Source organism: Actinoplanes oryzae (assembly GCF_030757795.1).
In the GTDB taxonomy this organism is placed as follows: Bacteria; Actinomycetota; Actinomycetes; order Mycobacteriales; family Micromonosporaceae; genus Actinoplanes.
Window position 1 is genome coordinate 15,297 of record NZ_JAUQWH010000049.1, and the last position, 18,677, is coordinate 33,973.

The 18,677-nt window shown below is 67.4% G+C and carries 17 protein-coding genes; 7 read left to right on the forward strand and 10 right to left on the reverse strand.

All coding sequences use genetic code 11. The features are described 5' to 3' along the window. Window positions 1-68: 68 nt before the first annotated feature. The 9 genes from RBH18_RS18040 to RBH18_RS18080 form a co-directional block, all read right to left on the reverse strand. Window positions 69-1,163 (reverse strand): aromatic ring-hydroxylating dioxygenase subunit alpha, encoded by a 1,095-nt coding sequence (locus RBH18_RS18040; protein WP_306209201.1) that lies wholly within the window; start codon window positions 1,161-1,163, stop codon window positions 69-71. A gap of 10 nt (window positions 1,164-1,173) precedes the next feature. Then, window positions 1,174-2,148, reverse strand: a complete 975-nt coding sequence (locus RBH18_RS18045; RefSeq protein ID WP_306209203.1) for a PDR/VanB family oxidoreductase — start codon at window positions 2,146-2,148, stop codon at window positions 1,174-1,176. A 48-nt stretch (window positions 2,149-2,196) separates the two neighbouring features. Beyond that, complete coding sequence (locus RBH18_RS18050; protein ID WP_306209205.1) at window positions 2,197-3,144, reverse strand: VOC family protein; 948 nt, start codon at window positions 3,142-3,144, stop codon at window positions 2,197-2,199. 27 nt (window positions 3,145-3,171) lie between these two features. Next, window positions 3,172-4,260, reverse strand: coding sequence for a 4-oxalomesaconate tautomerase (locus RBH18_RS18055; protein ID WP_306209207.1), 1,089 nt, complete (start codon window positions 4,258-4,260; stop codon window positions 3,172-3,174). Further along, window positions 4,257-4,961, reverse strand: a complete 705-nt coding sequence (locus RBH18_RS18060) for a 4-carboxy-4-hydroxy-2-oxoadipate aldolase/oxaloacetate decarboxylase (RefSeq protein WP_306209209.1) — start codon at window positions 4,959-4,961, stop codon at window positions 4,257-4,259. The genes RBH18_RS18055 and RBH18_RS18060 overlap by 4 nt, the downstream gene beginning before the upstream one ends. After that, on the reverse strand, window positions 4,958-5,983 hold the full coding sequence (locus RBH18_RS18065) for an amidohydrolase family protein (protein WP_306209211.1): 1,026 nt from the start codon (window positions 5,981-5,983) through the stop codon (window positions 4,958-4,960). Before RBH18_RS18065 ends, RBH18_RS18060 begins: the two co-directional genes overlap by 4 nt. A gap of 64 nt (window positions 5,984-6,047) precedes the next feature. After that, window positions 6,048-7,022: a sugar ABC transporter substrate-binding protein gene (locus RBH18_RS18070; protein ID WP_306209213.1), complete on the reverse strand. Its 975-nt coding sequence runs from the start codon at window positions 7,020-7,022 to the stop codon at window positions 6,048-6,050. Between the two features lie 146 nt (window positions 7,023-7,168). Then, window positions 7,169-8,230: an ABC transporter permease gene (locus RBH18_RS18075; protein WP_306209215.1), complete on the reverse strand. Its 1,062-nt coding sequence runs from the start codon at window positions 8,228-8,230 to the stop codon at window positions 7,169-7,171. After that, window positions 8,227-9,057, reverse strand: a complete 831-nt coding sequence (locus tag RBH18_RS18080) for an ATP-binding cassette domain-containing protein (RefSeq protein WP_306209217.1) — start codon at window positions 9,055-9,057, stop codon at window positions 8,227-8,229. Before RBH18_RS18080 ends, RBH18_RS18075 begins: the two co-directional genes overlap by 4 nt. 348 nt (window positions 9,058-9,405) lie before the next feature. On the opposite strand from RBH18_RS18080, the gene RBH18_RS18085 reads away from it, so the two are divergent. Together RBH18_RS18085 and RBH18_RS18090 are read left to right on the forward strand one after the other, a co-directional pair. After that, window positions 9,406-10,656 carry an ROK family transcriptional regulator gene (locus RBH18_RS18085; RefSeq protein ID WP_306209219.1) on the forward strand — a complete coding sequence of 417 codons (1,251 nt, stop codon included), beginning with the start codon at window positions 9,406-9,408 and terminating at the stop codon, window positions 10,654-10,656. A gap of 5 nt (window positions 10,657-10,661) precedes the next feature. Then, entirely contained in the window at window positions 10,662-11,426 is a 765-nt protein-coding gene (locus tag RBH18_RS18090; RefSeq protein ID WP_306209221.1) for an NAD(P)-dependent oxidoreductase, read from the forward strand. Here RBH18_RS18090 and RBH18_RS18095 read toward each other — a convergent pair. After that, window positions 11,423-12,508: an FUSC family protein gene (locus RBH18_RS18095; protein WP_306209223.1), complete on the reverse strand. Its 1,086-nt coding sequence runs from the start codon at window positions 12,506-12,508 to the stop codon at window positions 11,423-11,425. The two genes, RBH18_RS18090 and RBH18_RS18095, sit on opposite strands and share 4 nt — an antisense overlap. Window positions 12,509-12,904: 396 nt before the next feature. Here RBH18_RS18095 and RBH18_RS18100 point away from each other — a divergent pair, with 396 nt between their 5' ends. The 5 genes from RBH18_RS18100 (at window position 12,905) to RBH18_RS18120 (ending at window position 18,662) form a co-directional block, all read left to right on the forward strand. Continuing rightward, window positions 12,905-14,161: an MFS transporter gene (locus RBH18_RS18100; protein ID WP_306209225.1), complete on the forward strand. Its 1,257-nt coding sequence runs from the start codon at window positions 12,905-12,907 to the stop codon at window positions 14,159-14,161. 95 nt (window positions 14,162-14,256) lie between these two features. Continuing rightward, window positions 14,257-15,909, forward strand: coding sequence for a GMC family oxidoreductase (locus RBH18_RS18105; protein ID WP_306209227.1), 1,653 nt, complete (start codon window positions 14,257-14,259; stop codon window positions 15,907-15,909). Window positions 15,910-15,922: 13 nt separating this feature from the next. Then, the gene (locus RBH18_RS18110) at window positions 15,923-16,369 is read left to right on the forward strand and encodes a C-glycoside deglycosidase beta subunit domain-containing protein (protein WP_306209229.1); all 447 of its coding nucleotides are present in this window, start codon (window positions 15,923-15,925) and stop codon (window positions 16,367-16,369) included. Then, complete coding sequence (locus RBH18_RS18115) at window positions 16,369-17,478, forward strand: apurinic/apyrimidinic endonuclease family protein (RefSeq protein ID WP_306209231.1); 1,110 nt, start codon at window positions 16,369-16,371, stop codon at window positions 17,476-17,478. The genes RBH18_RS18110 and RBH18_RS18115 overlap by 1 nt, the downstream gene beginning before the upstream one ends. Continuing rightward, window positions 17,475-18,662, forward strand: coding sequence for a lactonase family protein (locus tag RBH18_RS18120; RefSeq protein ID WP_306209233.1), 1,188 nt, complete (start codon window positions 17,475-17,477; stop codon window positions 18,660-18,662). The genes RBH18_RS18115 and RBH18_RS18120 overlap by 4 nt, the downstream gene beginning before the upstream one ends. Window positions 18,663-18,677 lie beyond the last annotated feature (15 nt).

An 18,677-nucleotide genomic window follows, 5' to 3' on the forward strand; every position in this document is an offset into this window, starting at 1 on the left:
CTCGACGATGGTGAGGCGAGGGTGGCCGGGGGGCGGGCAGGCCGTCCTTTTGTCCGCCCCCGGCTTCGTCACGACTTTTCCAGCTCGGCGAGGCGGTACATTATCCTTCGAGCCATAAGTCCGGGTTTGTCCGGTGCGAAGCTGAGGTCGATCTGGGGATCGTGATCGTTGCGCACCACACTCATGATCCACTCCAGGGCCTCGACGTCCTCCGAGTACGCCTTGGCGGACGCCTCCCGCAAAAACATGTCGATGCCCGGATCGCCGGGAAGGTAGTCGCGCGAGTTGAACCACCAGTAGTGAATGGAGGTGTTGCTTTCGGGTGTAAAAGCGTGCGTGATGTTGTACCGATAATTGCTCGGCTTTCCCGGGTCCGGCACGGAATCGATGATTTCGGCAAAGGCGACGTGCAGCGCCGGAGACACGAATCGTGCCTCGGAGGTGCGGTCCACCCGCTTGTGCATGATGTCGGCGGGCTTACCGTATACCGCCGGTGGCGGAGAGTTCCGTAGTGCCCGGTGGATGATCACTTGGTTGTCCTGCGTGGTGGCGGTCAGCTTCGAACGGGCGTACTCCGGGGTACCGACGGTGTCGGGATGCAGGAACGGGAAATGGGTCTGGTCGATCAAGTTCTCGTGCATGGCGACATAGTCGGTGTCGATGTGGAACTGGCCGGCGACCGTGCCCCAGGCCGGGTCCGCCAGCCAGCTCGTGTCGGGGACCAGTTTCTCGTCGGCAAGGTCGGGCGAGCCCATCCAGATCCAGGTCAACGGGCCCCGGTCGACGACGGGGAACGTGCGGACCGCCACGGTGGAAGGGGTGGTGGCCATGGCCGGCATACGGGCACAAACTCCGTCGGGTTCGAACTCCATGCCGTGGTAGCCGCAGATCAGCCGGTCACCGGAGAGCTGTCCGCGCGCCAGGGGGAAGGACCGATGGGGGCAGCGGTTGCGCATGGCCACCGGTTCGCCGGCGAGGGTGCGATACAGGACTACCTCGGTGCCGAGCAGTGTGCGAGCCAGCGGGACGCGACCCAGCTCGTCCGCGCGGCCGGCGACGTACCAGCAGTTGCGTACCAGAGGAGTCGTGTGAGTGGCGAACTGGCCGGGGTCGTGCGGTTCCATGGCGGCGAACACCGCCGCGTCGGAAACGGGCACAGACATGGTCTCTCTCCTAGCTGAGATCGAGGTCGATGAGCCGACCGCGGGCTCGGGAGCAGCACAGGGTCAGTTGAGTCGCGGCTGTCTTCTCTTCCGGCGTGAGGTAGCTGTCGCGGTGGTCGATGCCCTCATGCTGATCGAGGACGTCGGTGGCGCAGAGCCCGCATTCGCCACGGCGGCAGTCCGAGAGCGTGTCCACACCGGCGGCTTCCAACGCGTCGAGGATGGTGATGCCGGCGCCGACCTCGACGCTGCGCCCGGACGGCAGGCGCACGGTGAATCCGGTGTCGTCGGGACGGTGCGCCGCGTTGAACACCTCGAAACGCACCCGCTCGTCCGGCCATCCCCGTACCCGAGCCCGGCTACGCAGCGCTTCGATCATGGGGGGCGGTCCACAGACGTGGACGATGGTTCCGGGTGGCTGACCGGCGAGCAGCGCATCTAGGTCCGGCAGCCCGTTGCGGTCGGATTCGTGCAGGTGGACCCGCTCGCCGCCGATCGCCGTTACCTCGTCGGCATAGGCCATGGCAGCACGCCGGGTTCCGGCGTACAGCATGGAGAACGATCGGCCGCGTACGGCCAGCGATCGCATCATCGGCAGGATCGCGGTGATGCCGATTCCGCCCGCTACCAGCAGCGTGTGCGGGGCGTTGCGGCGCAGCCGGAAAGCGCCGGCGGGCCGGGACACCAGCAGGCGTGCGCCCCGCCGGACGTGGGTGTGCAGGAACGCGGAGCCGCGGTTGCGGAACTCGTGCTGCACGGCGATGCGCCAGAATGACTCGGGCCGGGGATCCAGCGTGAGCGGGCCAACGACGGAGTAGTGCCGCAGGAAACGCCCGTCTGCGCCGCCGAATCGAAGTTCGAGATGGGTTCCCGCCTCCGCCATCGGCAGGCTGCGGTCATCGGCGGCGGCGATCTGAAATTCGGCGATGCGGTCGGTCAGGGTTCGCCTGCCGACGATCACGGCGTCGAAGTACTTGTCCGGCACGGCTGTTGTCCTCACGTGCGGCTGTCGGATAAGGACGGTTCATCGCGGTCACGCGACCGGGGGTGTGCCGTGGGTGTGGAACGACTCGATGGTCTTCAATCCCCAGGCCTGGCCCCTGGCGCGTTCCGCCTCGGTCCAGTCGATCGGCTGCCAGTCCGGGGCGAGCATCAGCCGGGCACCGGCGTTGCACAGTTCGATGCGGTTGCCGCCGGGCTCGTAGACGTACAGGAAGAAGGTTTGCTGGATGGCGTGCTTGTGCGGGCCGGTCTCGATGAAGACGCCTTGCTCGATCGCGAGGTCCGCGGCGCGCAGAACGTGATCGCGGGTGTCGACGGCAAAGGCGAGATGGTGCAACCGGCCCGGAGTCCTGGTCCGGTCGCGGGTGTAGACAGCGTCGTAGCCCTTGTTGGTGAACGTCGTCCAGGAACCGGCGATGGTGCCGTCATCGAGCACGATCTGTTCGGTGACCCGCGCGCCGAGCATGTCGCACAGGAAGTCACGATTGTCGACGACGTCGAGGCTGAGATAGTTGACGTGGTCGAGCCGGCGTACCGGGACGCCGTGCGACGGGGTCGCCTGGGCCTGATTCTTCAACGCGGGTTCGAGACCGGCGGGCGGTGTGTACCACCGGCTCTCGTAGTACAGCCCGTACTCGTGGCCGTCGGGGGCGGTGAACACGTAGGTCGGCCCGTAGCCGGGGTCGCCATCCTGCCAGCCGATACCGCGTCCCGCGGCTTCGATCTTCGCGACCCGGTTCGCCAGCGCTTCGGGGCTGCTCGCTCGCAGGTTGGTGCGCCCGATACCGGAGGTTGTGTGCGCGGTGAGTTTGATAGTCGCTTGTTCGTAGTCGTCGAAGGCACGCAGGAAGACCGAGTCTCCGACGGTGCCGTTTTCGGTCATGCCGAGGAACCGGGTGAAGAACGCGAGGCTCTCCTCCATCACCGAGGTGCGTAGTTCGATGTGGGCCAGGTGAGCGATGTCGTTCGAAGGGGGCATGTGATCTCCACGGTGTGAGGGGTTGTCTCAGGCACGCGGGTACGCGGTGCCGTCGAAGAGCTTGCGGGCGGTGCGCACGACGCCGGAACGCACGACGTGTACCGGTGTCCGCGTGGTGTCCACGGATACATCGATCAGCAGATGGCCCGTGGGGTGCTCCACGTCGATACGGGAGTCGCCGGTTGCCCAGCCCTGGGCGAGGTCGTGGCCTACGGCGCCGGGCAGCAGCATCCCGGTGACGGTGCTGATCGCGGCGAACACGCCCAGGGAGGAGTGCGGTTGTACCGGGATGAATGATCGGGTGCTGAGGTGGCCGCCGTCGGCAGGCGCGGCGATCAGTACAGTTTTGGGAACGGAGGAGGCCGAGACGTCGCCGAGTCCCATGAGCTGGGCGGCCTTGCGGCGGAAGACGTCGATGCGTTCCCCCAGCGCGGTGTCGGCGGTGAGCACGTCGTGCGGCTCGTGCCCGGTCAGCCCGAAGGAATCCGCGCGGGCCACGACGACGGGCATGCCGTTGTCGACGCAGGTCGCGCCGATGCCCTCGACGACGTCGTACACGTTGCCGGTGGGCAGCAGAGCGCCTGTCGCGGATCCCTCGGTGTTCGTGAACGCCAGGACGACCGGTGCGGCTGCGCCCGGAACCCCCGCGATAGCGGTGGTGCCCCGGTAGTCGGGCCGACCACCGGGCGTGGGAAAGGTGGCGACCGCGATACTGCCGGAGTTGATCATCCGGATGCGTACGGAGGTCTCACGTTTCCCGGCGGTCACGAGTCCGCGTTCGACGGCGAACGGGCCGACACCGGCGAGGATATTGCCGCAGTTCTGCCGGTCGCTGACCGTGGTGTCGTCGACGCCCAATTGCAGGAAGAGGTAGTCGACGTCGGCATCCCGGTCGGGTGACCGGCTGACAACGGCTACCTTGCTGGTCAGTGAGGTGGCGCCGCCGAGGCCGTCGATCTGACGAGGGTCGGGGGTGCCCATCAGGCGTACCAGGAGGTCGTTACGTTCTGCGGGTCCGGTGGGCAGGTCGCAGGCCTCGAAGTAGAGCCCTTTGGAGGTTCCACCCCGCATCATCGTGCAGCGCACGCCGGTCTCGTCGTACCCGGACGGGCTCATCGGCTGTCCCTTGCGTAGGCGTCGTAGGGGACGTACTCGATGCCGAGTGTGGCGAGTTTGCCGCGCATGCCGTAGCGGTCCAGGCCGAGTTCGCCCTTCTCGAACGCGGCACGTGTGGCTGCTTCCTTGTCGGCGCGTGCCTGCGCGGCGGTCAGGGCCCGTGGTACGTCAGCCCGGGGGACGAGGGTGACGCCGTCGTCGTCGGCCAGGACGACGTCACCGGGGTGGATCACGTGAGCGCCCAGAACCACGGGGACGTTGACAGCACCCGCGGTGGCCTTGACCGTTCCCTGCGCGCTCACCGCGGTGGACCATGCGGGGAAACCCATGGCGCGGAGCTCAGCGACGTCGCGGACGCCGCAGCCGAGGACTGCTCCGCGTACGCCGCGGTGGGCCAGCGATGTGGCGAAGAGCTCGCCGAACAGTCCGTCGGTGCACGGAGAGTTGGTCGCGACGACCAGGACGTCACCGGGTCGGCACTGCTCGACAGCAACGTGGATCATGGTGTTGTCACCGGGCCAGCACAGGACGGTGACGGCGGTGCCGCCGATGCGTGCGCCGGGCCAGGCCGGGCGCAGCTGGGGCCCGAGGTAGCCGACGCGGCCGAGCGCCTCGTGCACGGTAGCGACACCGAATTTTCCGAGGGCGTCCGCGTCCGCGATGTCGGCGCGTGGGGGGTCGGTGACGACAACGGTCTTCATCGGGATCCTTCCGATGCGGCGAGGGCGGCATCGAGCCGCGGGTAGACGCGCCGGGCGTTGCCCTCGAAGACCGCGGCGCGGGCGCTCGCGTCGAGCGTCGACGCCTCGAGGTAGCGACGGGTGTCGTCGAAATGATGGCCGGTGCGTGGGTCGACGCCTCGGACCGCGCCCACCATCTCCGAGCCGAACAGCACGTTGGCGGTGTCGACGACGCCGAGCAGCAGGTCGATGCCGCTCTGGTGGTACACGCAGGTGTCGAAGAAGACGTTGCTCATCAGATGGGTGTCCAGCTCGGGCCGGGACAGCATGTCGGCCAGCCCGCGGTAGCGCCCCCAGTGGTAGGGCACCGCGCCCCCACCGTGCGGGATGATGAGCCGCAGGCCGGGCAGATCGGTGAACAGGTCGCCCTGCACCAGCTGCATGAACGCGGTGGTGTCGGCATTGATGTAGTAAGCGCCCGTCGCGTGCAACCCGGGCGTGGCCGAGGCTGAGACGTGCACCATCGCCGGGACGTCGAGCTCCACCATGGCCTCGTAGAACGGGTACCAGCTCTTGTCGGTCAGCGGCGGCGCCGTGAGTAGGCCTCCGCTGGGATCCGGGTTGAGATTGCAGCCGACGAAACCAAGTTCGTCGACGCATCGACGTAGCTCGGCGATCGAGGCGTCCAAGCCGCCGCGCGGTGACTGGGGCAGCTGGCAGACGCCGGCGAACCGGCCGGGGAACAGGGTTGTCACCCGATGGATCAGGTCGTTGCAGTGCCGGGACCAGTCCTGGCTCACCGCTGCATCGCCGAGGTGCGGGGACGAAGCCGAGGCACGGGGTGAGAACAGGGTGACGTCGATGCCCCGCTCGTCCATCAGCCGCAACTGGCTGGTTTCGATGGTTTCGCGGATCTCGTCGTCGCCGATCTGAGGGTAGGGCGGTGGGCTGACCCCGGCCTCCCATGCCGCGATCTGTTGCTCACGCCAGGCTGTGTGCGCGGCCGGCGCCGTCGTGTAATGACCGTGACAATCGATGATCATGCTGATTCCTTCCGGGGGCGGGAGCAGGGTGCCGGGGACCGCGTGGTTCCGGCAGCCTGCTTGGTCAGCAACGGCTCTTGTAGACCCAGTCGCCGAGGGCCGGATCGTCGACGTTGTCCTTGGTCAGCAGCTTCTGCGGAACACCGACCAGGTCGCTGGACGCGCTGATTTGCCCTCCGCCGGGGTTCTTCTGCAGGTAGTCGACGAGGACCTTCACCTGCTGCTGGCCGATCTTGGCGGGTGCCTGGGCTACGAGGGCGGTTATCGTGCCTGCCTTCAGGGCGTCGACCTCGGCGGGCACCGCGTCCAAGGCGATGACGGCCACCTTGCCCGACTTCCCGGCCTGTTTGACCGCGGCGGCGGTCGCCTGCCCGTCGGGGCCGTCGGCCGCCACGATGACCTTCAGGTCGGGGTGGGCGATGAGTAGGGAGGAAACGGTCGAAGTCGCTTTGGTGACATCGAAATTGGTGTACTGCGCAGGCAACGCGGTGAGCCCGGGTCGGCTCTTCGTGATGGCGTCCACGACCGGGTTGAGGCGGTTGTCCACCGGCGGCAGTCCGGGAATGCCGTTGATGACGGCGAGCTTGCCGTCGCCTTGGGGAAGCAGATCGGTTAGGTCGTCGAGGAAACTCAGGTCGCGGGTGTCGGTTCCGACCACCTTGTATTGCGCCGGCGGGTCGGAGGAGTTGATGGTCACCACCGGGACGCCCTTGTTCATCGAACTCTGGTACTGGCTGATGAACTGGTTGGGGTTCGAGGGATTGACCATGATTCCGCTGGGGTTGGCGAGCTGGGCCGACGAGAAGTTCTGCGAGTACGCCGCCGTGTCCCCGGAGGCGGAGGTGAACTCTTTGTACTCCACGCCGAGCGCGGCGGCCTCGGCCTTCGCCCCACAGCCGAGCGACGTCCAGAACGGGTCGCTGGTCATTCCGTAGACAGCGGCGACGGAGATCTTGCCGTCGGCCGACGAATTTGTGGAGGAGCCGGAGGAGACCTCGCCGCAGGCGGCGGTGAGGCAGACGGTGAGGGCGGCGGCCATGCCGAGGAGCGGCCGGTGCGGGCTATTTGTCACGACATCACTCTTCCGAGGGAAGCTGTCGCGGGCGACAGCAACATTGACAATATTGTTGACAATCCGAGAGCCGGTTGTGCCGGGCAGGAACGTTCAAGAGAGAGTGGGGCAGCTCAGCGACGGTCGCGGCGCAGCGAACTGACCCGGTCCAGGCCGACCGCCACGATGAGCACGATGCCGACGGCCATGAGTTGGTAGTACGACGACACTCCGACGATGACCAGCCCGCCCTGCAGGATGACGGCGAGACCTGTGCCCCAGAGCGCTCCCGGGATCGACACCTTTCCGCCTTCGAGCAGGGTGCCGCCGATGACCGCCGCGGTGACGGCGTTCAGGGCGTCGTTGGCGTGACCGTTGAGGCTGGTGCTGGTGAAGTGGGACAAATCAATGAACCCGGCCACTCCCGCCAGCAGCCCGGCCAGGACCGCCAGCCGCAGCAAATGAAGGGGTACACGAATTCCGGCGCGTTCGGCCGCGCTGGTGGCAGAGCCGATGGCTACGGTTCGCGATCCGAATCGGGTGAAGCGGATGCAGAAGTACATGGCGGCGGCGATCAGAAGCGCCACGATTGCCGGTACCGGTATGACGCCGAGCGTCACGAGGCCGAAGCCGGACTGAACCTCCGGTGGCAGGCCTGCGATGTCGGCGCCTCCGCTGACGACGAAGGCGAGGCCGGTCCCGACGCCGAGCGTGCCCAGGGTGGCGATCAGGGCGTTGATCCGCCAGTACGCCACGAGAAATCCGTTGACCAGTCCGAACAGTGCCCCGGTGAGAAGGCATCCGCCTACTCCGACCGCGACGGTGACGCCGAGGTTCTCATACGAGGTCCCGTCGGCCGAACGTTGCCCAACCGTGCTCATCAGCGTGGCACCGACGACGGACGAGAGCACCAGGTTCGCGCCGAGCGAGAGGTCGAAGATGCCGGCGCCGAGCATCATGGCCAGGCCGACCGCCAGCAGCAGCGCTTCGGTCATGGACAGCAGCAGTGACTGGACGTTGGCCAAGGACGCGAACAATCCGTCGGACAGAACGGTGAACAGTAGGAACAACAACAGATCCAGCACCAGGATGCCGGTGGCCCGCGTGGCCAGCAACCGGCGCCATGCTGGTTGTGCGGCCACGGCCCGAGTGTCGATCGCTGTTGTGCCGGGGGCGGACTCTGTCACGGAGCTCATGCCGCCTCCTCGTGCTGGTTGTAGCCGACCATGGTCGCCACCACGTCGGGAACGGTCAGATCTTTAGCTGGCGCATCGAGGGCTGTGCTCCCGCGCCACAGGATCACCACGCGGTCGGCAACGTCCAGGATGCGGGGCAGGTCGTGCGAGACCACGACGACGCCGATGCCACGGGCGGCGACGGTCCGCATCATGTCGCAGACCAGTTCCGATTGGCGCGCGCCGAGTGCGGCGGTGGGCTCGTCCATCAGGACTGCGGTCCGTGACCACATGACCGCTCGGGCCACCGCGATTGCCTGCCGCTGGCCGCCGGAGAGGTCTCGGACCGGAACAGACAGGGACGGCAGGTTGATGGACAGTTCACGCAGGGCTGCATCAGTGCGTTCGGCCATCTCCCGGCGGTCCAGTACGCCGAGCGTGGATAGCGGGCCCCGCCGGAGAAGCTCATGTCCGATGAACATGTTGTCCACCACGCTGAGGTCGGGCGCCATCGAGAGGTCTTGGTGGACGGTATCGACGCCGAGGGCTTGTGCGTTGCGCACTGACGACATCGTCACCGGGGCGTCGGCCACGACGACCTGCCCGGAGTCGGGGCGGTGGATGCCCTGCAGGATGCGCAGAAAGGTGGACTTGCCCGCCCCATTGTCGCCGAAGAGGGCCACGATCTGGCCGTATTCCGCCCTGATCGAGGCGTCCCGGAGAGCGTGGACGTGACCGAATTGCTTGCTGACGTGCTCAGCGGCGATGGCGACACCGGTGCGGTGGCCGTGCGCGCCGGGTGGAGGAGGGGGGGCGAAGGCGCTATGGGGATTAGGTGCTGCGCTCAAGGCGGGCTCCTAGAAGAGGCATGAGGAAGTTGTCGGTCGCTGACCCGTACCGGAGGTGCCGCAGGAGCGGGTCATGTGACGCCTACCACATGGTTCTTTGATTAATCGGGGAAAGTCAAGAGTTGCTAGCAATATTGCTGACACATGGCCAACATGTGGTGGTTACAAACGTGACCTGCGTTCTTAACCAGGTCTTTTGTGTCGGAAGGTGGTCGGTTGGACGGGCGTGAGCGGCGACTGCTCCGGTGTCGAGGTGCGCGGGTCGGTGCATGGGTGTGCTGAAACGTTCGCGTCATGCCGCCCTCGCGGGCGGTTGACTATTCAATAATTGAATAATAGGCTGCTCGTATGGCATCTGGGGATCACAAGGCCGGCCGTCGCGGCTCTGGTGGGAGAAACGCAGATCGGCATGGCAGTACCGGGCGCGTCCTGGAAGCGCTGCGTACCGGTGGCCCCTGCTCGCAAGCCGGCCTGGCGCGGCAGACCGGGCTGTCGCCCGCGACGATCAACAACGTCGTCCGGCAGCTGCGTGCTGACGGAATCGCCGATGTGCAGCCGGTCAACGGCCGGGAGTCGCTTGTCGCGCTGGTCTCCGGACGGGGCATCGTGGTCGCCGTGCACATCGGTGTGTCGGCCATGCGGGCTGTCCTGTTCGATTTCGGAGCCGGCCGCCGCATGGACACCGCCATGGAATTCGCTGACGTCGGGTGCGGGGAGGGCGGAACGCCCGAAGTGGTGGCCGCAGTGGTGCGTGACCTGGCCGCCCGCGCGAGCCTCAGTGCGGACCGGCTTGCCGGGGTCGCGATCGCGATGCCGGCCCCGATCGCCCGGTCGACCGGGGCCATCACGTCGTGGGCGCGTATTCATCTTCCGGCCTGGAGGGACGTTGCCATCGCGACCGTGCTGAGCGAACGACTCGGCACGGTCGTGGTCGCCGAGAATGACGCGAACCTCGCAGCACTGGCGGAGTGGACCTGGGGTGCGGGCCGGGGCTCCAGTGATTTCCTGTACGTGATGTGCTCGGCAGGGGTGGGCGGTGGCCTGATCCTCAACGGCGAGATCTACCGGGGCGGGGACGGACTCGCCGGGGAGATGGGGCACATGGTGCTGGAGGAGTCCGGCCCGTACTGCTTCTGCGGCAGCCGTGGCTGCCTGACGACGTTCACCTCGCAGCACGCGATCCTGACCGCGCTGGGGGCCTCACTCGGCACCACGAAGGGTTCCCTGCGGGAGGTGATCGACAGCGCCCGAGCCGGTGATCCCACCTGCCGCCGGGTGCTGTACGAGGCAGGAAGCTACCTGGGGCGGGCTTTCGCCAACGCCGCCAAGGTGATGGCGCCGAGCGTGATGGCGGTAGGCGGGGATCTCGGCGCGGCGGGTGATCTGGTCTTCGACGGTCTGAACTCGTCGGTGGAGATCGGCAGCCTGCGGGCGGCGTCACCCAGCATCAGGATTCAACCGGCGCAGACCGGTGCGGACGCCGCCGTTCTCGGAGGGGTGGCAGCGGTGATGGACCATATCGGTCAGGGTCTGAGCACTGTTCCGGAGTGGATGGGCATGGCGGCGGAGGCGGCCAGCGCGGCTGTGGTGGAAGGGTGACCGGCGTGCGTATCGCGGTGCTCGGGCTGGGCGAAGCCGGCGCGGAGATCGCCCGGGACCTGGTCGCGGCCGGAGCCGACATCCACGGCTACGACCCACGATGCACCCCACCGGACGGCGTCACCGCTTGCGAGAATGAGACGCGCGCGGTCCGTGACGCCGTCCTGGTTCTGAGTGTGAACAGTTCACACGACGCGGTACCCGCGTTGGTGAATGCCCTTCCCGGCCTGGCGCCTGGCACGGTCTGGGCTGACCTGAACACCGCTGCGCCTGCGGCCAAGGCCGGCTTGGCGGGGCTCTGCGCGCCGCACGGCGTGGTGGTCGCCGATGTTGCACTGATGGCTCCGGTACCGGGTAAAGGGCTGCGGACTCCGATGCTGGTGTCCGGTGAGGGGGCCACCCGGTATGAAGCGATCATGTCCGGTCTTGGTGCCGATGTGACGATCCAGCCGGGCCCGGCTGGGGAGGCAATCTCCCGGAAGCTGCTGCGTAGCGTCTTCTACAAGGGGCTGGCCGCCGCGGTGATGGAGGCACTTGCTGCGGGCGAGGCCGCAGGCTGCGGTGATTGGTTGCGGGCCAATATCGCGGCCGAGCTCGCCGGATTCGATCAGCATGCCGTCGATCGCCTGGTCGACGGCAGTCTCCGGCACGCCCGGCGGCGCGCGGACGAGATGGCCGCGGCGAGCGATCAGCTGCGTGAACTCGGGGTTCGCCCCCGTATCGCCGAAGCCGCTCGTGATCTACTCTCCGACCTGCGGGATGCGCGTTAACCGGCGATTCTCTCGATCACGGAGTCTCTGCTGCTGGTTCTCTTGCGCAGCGACAGCAGCAGAGCGGTGGACACCGCGATGCCGAGCAGCGTCTCGATGAAGCGGTCGGCGACGAGCGTGGGCAGCGGGCTGGAAGCGGCCAGGTCGCCGAGGACGAGGGCCAACGGGGTGAGGAAGACGACGGCGATGCCGTAGTTGCGGGCCACGAACAGTTCGGTGGCGGTCTGAAGGAGCACTACGGCGGCGACGAGGAACCAGAGCGGAGGGTCGGCTCCGAGCAGGGCGACGGCTAGCAGCAGGCCGAGCGAAGTGCCGGCGATGCGATGACCGGCCCGGTTCAGCTGGGCGGCCAGAGTGGCAGCACCCATGGGGACGGTCGCCGACACGGCAGCCCAGAAAGGGTGACCGATTCCGAGCATCGTCGCGGCCCCTCCGGCCAGCAGCGGTGCCAGGAGATGCGCCGCGGCGTCGGTGCGGAAGGCGGACCGGCGTATCAGGTGCCGCAGCGGCACGGCCGGGAGCACCGGTTCCTGGCGGCGGGTATGGCCCGGCAGCAGGTGTCCGAGCTGGCCCAGGACTATGCCGAAACCCGCGGAGCCGGCAGCCAATGCTGCTGCGAGGGGCACCTCCTGCCAGGTATGTGGGTAGGCGGAGATCGTCCCTGCCGCGAACACGAGGAAGAGGGCCGGGTTCGGTTTCCAATGCCGGGACTGGGTGAGCAGGCAGCCCAGCAGCGACAGCAGGGCCATTGCCGCCACTGCCAGCAGGGAGCCCGGCGCTATCGCTGCGACGGCGGCGCCGGTGGTAACCGCGATGGTCAGGGCCAGTCCCGCCGCCGCCTGGTGGCGCCAACGTGCCGAGTAGTCGGGGTTCTTGCTGTAGATCGCGCTGACCGCACCGAAGACGGCGTATCCACTCCAGCTCGGGTGTCCGAGAACTAGCAGGAGTGTCAACGGAGTGGTAATGGCGGCGGCGACGCGCAGCGCTGGACGGTGGGCGCCGTTGTGCGGACCAACGGAGATGAAGTCACGCCACCACGGCCGGTGCCTGCCGGGACCCGAGTCCGGTTTCAGAGCGTCCACGGGCGGCGACTCTGAGATATGAGGGGTACGAGGCATATCCCGGCCAGCCTCCTGAGCTCGCGAGAATCATCATGACATGAATGTTGAACATTTAATGTCCGAGCCGAAGGTTCGTCAAGTGAATGGTCTGCGGGTGGGTGCGCCTGAAGTGCGATGACGTCAAGGGCTCGCCGGGCCGTGCCGCTGTGGCGGCGAGCGAGTGTTCACCTGGTGATGAGGTGAGGCGCTGCACGCGCAGGCATCCTCAAGATGGTGAGCTTTCCCACGGCAACCTATTGGCAAAGCGTTCGTAACACTGTATGAATATCAACACCTGAGTGCTCAGAATATTCACTTGCTGAACAATCTTCAGTGAGCCGTTGATAGCCGAAGGGCAACCCGATGAGTGGTCACGCCATGGGGCAAGGCTCCATTCGCACCGATAGCACCCCCCTGCCGAGCGGCGAGCTCACCTCCGCCAAACCGGTCTTCCTGCGCCTGACGGCGATGATGTTGCTGGAGTTCGTCGTCTTCGGATCCTGGTTCGCCACCCTGGGTCTCGTCCTGGCGACCAACGGACTTGCCGGCTCGATCGCCCTCGCCTATTCCCTGGCCGCCGTCGCCACGATCGTCTCGCCGATGCTGTTCGGCGCCCTCGGCGACCGCTTCCTGCCCTCGCAACGGGTGCTGGGACTCGCCCACCTCGCCGGCGCCGGCGTGATGCTGTTCCTGCCGGGCGCCGTACGAGCCGGCAACGGCACCACGGTCCTTACTCTGATCTTCGTCTACATGCTGTTCTTCATGCCCACGCTGGGCCTGAGCAACACGATCGCCTTCCGCCACCTCGGCGACAACGAGCGGCTCTTTCCCTACATCCGGGTCTTCGGCACGGTGGGCTGGGTCGTCGCCGGCCTCGGAGTGGGTGCGCTGGCCCTGTCGGCCTCACCCGACATCTTCTACGTCACGGCGATCGCCAGTCTGGTGCTCGGCCTCTACGCCTTCACGCTGCCGTCCTCGCCTCCGGTGGCCAAGGGCGCGCGCTTCTCGCTGGGCGACATGATCGGGGCGAGGGCCTTCCCCCTGCTGCGGCAACGCAACGTCGCCGTCTTCTTCATCTGCGCACTGCTCACCTCGATCTCGCTGGGCGTCTACAACACCTATGCCTCTCCGTTCCTCGGCGCGCTCGGCATCGAGAACGTCGCCGGGGTCCTCGCCATCGGACAAGCCTCCGAGGTGCTCTTCATCGTCGTCATCCCGATTGTGCTGTCGCGCATCGGCATGAAATGGGCCCTGCTGCTGGGCATGTGCATGTGGGGTGTCCGGTTCGTGCTGTTCATCGCCGCCGCCGACGGGCACCTGTCCATGGCGGTCGCCGCGGTGGCCCTGCACGGCATCTGCAACGACTTCTTCCTGGTCATCGGCGCCATGTACCTCAACCAGGTCGCCCGGGCGGAGATCGCCGCGCAGGCGCAGAACATGCTGATCCTGGTCGTCTCCGGGCTCGGCGCACTCATCGGCTCCTACGGCGCCGGAGAGGTCTACGCCGCCGTGGTGACCGCCGATTCCGGCCCTGGCGACTGGACACCGCTGTGGCTGGTCCCGATCGGCGCGGCAATCCTCACCACCGCCCTGTGGACAGCGTTCTTCCGAGACTCCCGCCGCAGCGAAGCCTAGCCGCGGCTGTCCCCACCACCCCCACGGGAACCCCAGAAAGGCACGTCCATGAACACCTCGAGCACTGACACCGCGCGCATCCCTGGACGGCTGTCGTGAAGAGCCTCGACGAGCGTTTCGACGTCGTGGTCGTCGGATCGGGCGCGGCGGGCAGCATTGCCGTCAAGGAGCTCACCGAGCGTGGTCTGGAGGTGCTGCTGCTCGAGGCCGGCCGGGACATCACCGAGGCCGACTTCGTCCCGCAGCCGCCGGCCCCGCCCGCCGCGATGAGCATCGACCTCGTCGGACGGGCGAAAGCGGTGCTGCAGGGCCAGCACCGGCAGTCACGGCGGGCCATGTTCAAGGCGCAGACCAGCCCGTTCCTGGTCAACGACCTGAAGAGCCCGTACGCCACGCAGGGCGGTGACTTCCTGTGGATCCGCGGGCAGCAGCTCGGCGGGCGGTTGCACTCGTACGGCCGGGTGCTGCTGCGCGGCTCCGACCACGAGTTCAAGGCCGCGAGTCACGACGGGCACGGCGAGGACTGGCCCATCTCGTACGCCGACCTCGAACCCTTCTACGACCGGGTCGAGGAGTTCATGGGCATCTACGGCACGGACGAGAAGCTGCCGAACCTGCCCGACGGCAAGTACCGGGGACCGTCGCTGTTCACCGAGGCGGAGAAGGAGTTCAAGGCGACCGTCGAGCAGCGCTGGTCCGAGCGGCACGTCATCCCCTGGCGCTACGCCGCGCCGAACCTGCACCGGGTACCGCTCGGGATCGTCGCGGCACGTAAGACGGGCCGGCTCACGACACGTACCGATGCCGTCGTCTCGAAGGTCACCGTCGATCGGCGTACTGGCCGGGCCGACGGCGTCGTCTTCATCGACCGTAAGGCCAAGACCGAGCACCGGGTGAGCGCCGACTATGTGGTGCTGTGCGCCTCGACCATCGAGTCGGTGCGGCTGCTGCTCAATTCGGCGACCGACGGGCACCCGAACGGCCTCGGCAACTCTTCGGGCATGCTGGGCCGCTACTTCATGGACCAGACCCCCAGCCTGCTGTTCGGCGGCGACCCGAAACGCCGCGGCCACGAAACCGTCAACCCGGCACCGGACGACCCCTACTACGCGCCCGTCGGCGGGGTCTACATCCCCCGGTTCAACAACCTCGACGGCGCCAACCCGGCCGAGTTCGCCCGCGGCTACGCGGTGCAGGGCACCATCGGCCGTATCCCGGTGCCCGACGGCAATCCCGGCACCGTGGGGCTGATGGCGTTCGGCGAGATGCTGCCGTACTACGACAACAGCATCACCGTGCACCCGCGGCGCACCGACGCCTGGGGGATCCCCATCCCGCGGATCCGCCTGCAGATCACCGACAACGAGCGGGCCATGATGCGCGCCCAGGTCCGCGGGCTGCGCGAGATGGCCGAGGCCAGCGGGTACCAGGTCAACTTCGCCGGCTCCGCCCTCGGCCTGGACTCGACGAAGATCTGGCCCGACGCCGACCCGATCAGCCGGCTCATCTTCCGCCTCGGCTTCCCCAAGAGCATGGCGATGGGCGCCGCCATCCACGAGTGCGGCGGGGCCCGGATGGGCAGCGACCCGGCCCGCTCCGTGCTCAACGAGCACAACCAGACGTGGGACATCCCCAACCTCTACGTCACCGACGCGAGTAGCTACGTCTCCAACGGCGCCGTCGGACCCACCCTGACGATCATGGCGCTGACCGCGCGGGCCGCCGAGCACATCGCTCAGCAGAAGTAGGGAGGCGACAACCATGTTCGACAACTACCTGATCCGCGCGGACAGCCTGCGCAACGAACCTACCGGCTTCCAGCTCGCGGTACGCCACGCCAACTACCGCGGCTGCTACCTGTCGCTGCACAACGGCTACTTCGTGGAGGTCGACGGGGTCTCGTACCCCCGGGAGGTCCAGACCTTCGAGGTCAACGGCCAGCCGCCGCGCAGCTTCGAGCAGACCCGGACCGCCGTCGACGAGCACTGGGACTACGACGACGAGGCGATCCTGCACGTCGCGACGGACCGGCCCCTCGCCGCCGGGCAGCACACCGTGCGGTTCCAGCAGAGCGTCCTGGCCGCCTACGGCTACCTGCCGACGGACGAGCAATGGGTGACGGACCCGCCGGAGCCGGGCACAGGCGCCGGGTCGGACAAGACGCCCTACGTCGTCACCTACACCCTTTCCGTGAACGAGGAGAAGTGATGGGCATCAAGCGTGGGGTGTCGTTCTACTCGTACCAGCAGACGCAGTTCTTCAAGGAACTGGACCTGGAAGGGCAGATCCGGGAGGTCGCCCAGAACCTCGGGGGCGCCGACGGTGTCGAGATCATCGACGAGATGTCGCTGCACTACCCGGACCCGGGCGACGAGTTCGTGCGGCGCTGGCACGGTTGGATGCAGAGCTACGGCACGGTGCCGGTGACGATGAACGTCGGCATGGACGTGCTGCGGTTCCGCGACCACGTCATGAGCCACGAGGAGTGCGCCGACCGGCTGCGCCACGACCTCCGCCTGGCGAAACGTCTCGGATTCGCCAACGTCAAATGCCTGTCGGTGGTACCTCTGGACATCATGGTCTCCGCACTGCCGCTGGCCGAGGAGCTCAACATCCGCATCGGCAAGGAGATCCATCAGCCGATGCGCCTGGACGGGCCCGAGGTCCAGGAGATTCAGCGGTACGTGCAGAGCACCGGCACCACACATCTCGGCATCGTCCCGGACTTCGGGGTTTTCGGCACCCGGCCCTCCCAGGTCCAGCTCGCCTGGTTCGAACGTCGCGGCGCCAACCCGCAGGCGTGCGAGGCAGCGGTAGAACTGTCGGGGCTGCTCGCCACCGGATCGTTCACGCACACCACCCACACCGCAGGCAACATCCGTTCGGCGTTCACCCGTTTCCTGCGCACCGGCTCCTGCGACGACGGGCTGCGCGAGGTCTTCGAAGAGGTGCGCGCGTTCACCGACAAACGTGTCCCCGCCCCTGCCGAGATCGACTACACGGTGGTGGCGGAGGCGCTGACGTTGTCCTACGCCACCGGTGCGCAGTTGCGGGAGCTGGTCCCGCTCGTGGTGAGCGTGCAGGCCAAGTTCAACCACATGTCGGAGATCCCAGGCCGAGCCGGCGAGTACGAGGACATCGCCATCGACACCGCCTCCGCGATCGAAGCGCTCAAAGAAGGCGGCTACAACGGCTACCTCAACACCGAGTACGAGGGGCAGCGCTACTCCCAGGACCGCACCCGCGCGGAGATGATGGACGAGGTGGAGCAGGTCCGGCGCCACCACGAGATGATGCGCCGGTTGCTGGCATCATGATCGGCCGACTGATCGCCTACATCGGCTGCTACAGCGACGGCAACCCGGCCGGCGGCGGCATTCACGTGCTGGACGTCAGCGCCGACGGCACCCGGCTCACCCGGCTGAGCCAGGTACCCGAGCCGGCCGAGGCGGGCTTTCTCGCCTACGCTCCCGAACTCGCCACCCTGTACGCCGTCGACGAGCGCAAGACCGACGGCCGCGGCCCGGCCGGTCCGGCGGCGTCGGTGTACGCCTACGCCGTGGACCCCGCCGACGGTGGCCTGCGGCTGGTGAACTCGCGCACAGCCCCGGGAGCATTCCCGTGCTACCTGACGGTCAGCGAGTCCCGCCGGGTCCTGATGACCGCCAACCATGGCAGCTTCGACCACATCGAACGCGTCGTCGCCGAGCCCGGCGGCGGCTGGACGGTCCGCTACGAGTACGACGACTCCACCGTGCTGTTGTACGACCTCGACCGCGACGGCGCCCTGGCGGATCTGCGCGACGCGCGGGTGCTGGACGGGCACGGGCCCGACCCCAACGGCTCCCCACAGGTTGGCGGGCACGGCCAGGCCAGCGCACACGCGCACAGCGCGGTGCTCGACCCGTCCGGCCGGTACGTGCTGGTGTGTGACAAAGGAACCGACCAGATCCTCGTGCTGTCGCTCGACGACGGGCTGAAGACCGTGTCGGTGTACCAGTGCCGCCCCGAAACAGGACCCCGGCACCTGGTGTTCGATCCGCAATCCGGTCACGCCTTCGTCACCTGCGAATTTTCCTCACGGCTGATGTCGCTGGCCTTCGACCCGGTAGACGGATCGCTCACACTACTGGACGAGCAATTGTCCACGGCCCCCGATTACCGGGGACCCAATGAGCCCGCCGACGTCCGGATTCACCCGGGTGGCCGATTCGTCTACGTCAACAACCGCGGCGAGGATTCCCTGGCCTGGTTCGCTGTCGGAACCGATGGTCGGCTCAGCCGCAGCGGGCATGTCGCGTTGGGTCGCTCTCTGCATCCCGGGGTCGCCGCCCGAAGCTTCGCCTTCGACCCCACGGGGACGTTTCTTCTGGTCGCGGATCGGCCCGCCAACCTGGTCCGCAGCTTCGCCGTCGATGCCAGCGACGGCTCGCTGAGGCCCGTCGCCGAGATCGCGACCCCACAACCGGCCTGTGTTGCCTTCGCCGGCATCGTGCTCTGACCCCCTTCCTTGAAC

What these genes read in the sequence shown, in the direction of transcription:
- RBH18_RS18120 (WP_306209233.1), top strand. Translation starts at nt 17,475, where the DNA reads ATGATCGGCCGACTGATCGCCTACATCGGCTGCTACAGCGACGGCAAC.
- RBH18_RS18115 (WP_306209231.1), top strand. Translation starts at nt 16,369, where the DNA reads ATGGGCATCAAGCGTGGGGTGTCGTTCTACTCGTACCAGCAGACGCAG.
- RBH18_RS18060 (WP_306209209.1), bottom strand. Translation starts at nt 4,961, where the DNA reads ATGAAGACCGTTGTCGTCACCGACCCCCCACGCGCCGACATCGCGGAC.
- RBH18_RS18070 (WP_306209213.1), bottom strand. Translation starts at nt 7,022, where the DNA reads ATGGCCGCCGCCCTCACCGTCTGCCTCACCGCCGCCTGCGGCGAGGTC.
- RBH18_RS18055 (WP_306209207.1), bottom strand. Translation starts at nt 4,260, where the DNA reads ATGAGCCCGTCCGGGTACGACGAGACCGGCGTGCGCTGCACGATGATG.
- RBH18_RS18040 (WP_306209201.1), bottom strand. Translation starts at nt 1,163, where the DNA reads ATGTCTGTGCCCGTTTCCGACGCGGCGGTGTTCGCCGCCATGGAACCG.
- RBH18_RS18085 (WP_306209219.1), top strand. Translation starts at nt 9,406, where the DNA reads ATGGCATCTGGGGATCACAAGGCCGGCCGTCGCGGCTCTGGTGGGAGA.
- RBH18_RS18050 (WP_306209205.1), bottom strand. Translation starts at nt 3,144, where the DNA reads ATGCCCCCTTCGAACGACATCGCTCACCTGGCCCACATCGAACTACGC.
- RBH18_RS18075 (WP_306209215.1), bottom strand. Translation starts at nt 8,230, where the DNA reads ATGAGCTCCGTGACAGAGTCCGCCCCCGGCACAACAGCGATCGACACT.
- RBH18_RS18110 (WP_306209229.1), top strand. Translation starts at nt 15,923, where the DNA reads ATGTTCGACAACTACCTGATCCGCGCGGACAGCCTGCGCAACGAACCT.
- RBH18_RS18065 (WP_306209211.1), bottom strand. Translation starts at nt 5,983, where the DNA reads ATGATCATCGATTGTCACGGTCATTACACGACGGCGCCGGCCGCGCAC.
- RBH18_RS18100 (WP_306209225.1), top strand. Translation starts at nt 12,905, where the DNA reads ATGGGGCAAGGCTCCATTCGCACCGATAGCACCCCCCTGCCGAGCGGC.